The organism is Synechococcus sp. R55.7, from assembly GCF_047461955.1.
In the GTDB taxonomy this organism is placed as follows: Bacteria; Cyanobacteriota; Cyanobacteriia; order Thermostichales; family Thermostichaceae; genus Thermostichus.
Map to the genome: position 1 here is coordinate 1 of NZ_JANSIC010000505.1, position 585 is coordinate 585.

Consider the following 585-nt stretch of genomic DNA (forward strand, 5'->3'; position numbering starts at 1 on the left):
ATAGATGCACGATTTCAACATCACCCCATTTTCTGCGCAAATATTCAGCAACCAGCCTACGATGACAGTGCTCAGGTGTAGCTTCACTACAAAGCAGACATCCTCCATCGAGAATACTTTTATCCACTTGATCTTCAATGCGACGCTCGGCCATCAGCGACAAAAACTGTCTCTCGTAGTTAGACCAGTCACCACTAGCTTTATAAGCATCAAGAATTTCTTGGGTCGGTGCCAATTCTGGCAAATGAATATATCCAAGCTTACAGATCTCGTGAAGGAAGAACTCTAGGTCATTCTTTTTCGTGAATCCTGCCAGTTGTGAGGTATTGTTAAGTCGAGCATCAACAACTCGAACTAGACCAGGCTGTTTTAAACGATTAAAGAACTGTTCTGCACTTTTCTTCGTAAACCCTATCGTAAATATCTTCATGGCCTCGCGCTCCGCTCATCATTTTTTGACATTTTCTCATCTCGATAGGCGACACGCCTGCCTTGAATGAGATAGGCTTCGGCTATAAACTCTTCCCGACTTCTAAACAAGTCCCCCTCTGGAAGTTTGCAAAGGGCAAGAAGACGAGATTCTAG

General features: G+C 43.9%; 1 protein-coding gene. It reads right to left on the reverse strand.

Annotated features, from left to right (window positions below; genetic code table 11):
- Positions 1–430, reverse strand: a 430-nt coding sequence (locus tag NW820_RS13390) for a DUF488 family protein (RefSeq protein WP_414383681.1), incomplete at its 3' end; no start/stop codon positions are given.
- Between the last annotated feature and the right edge of the window lie 155 nt (positions 431–585).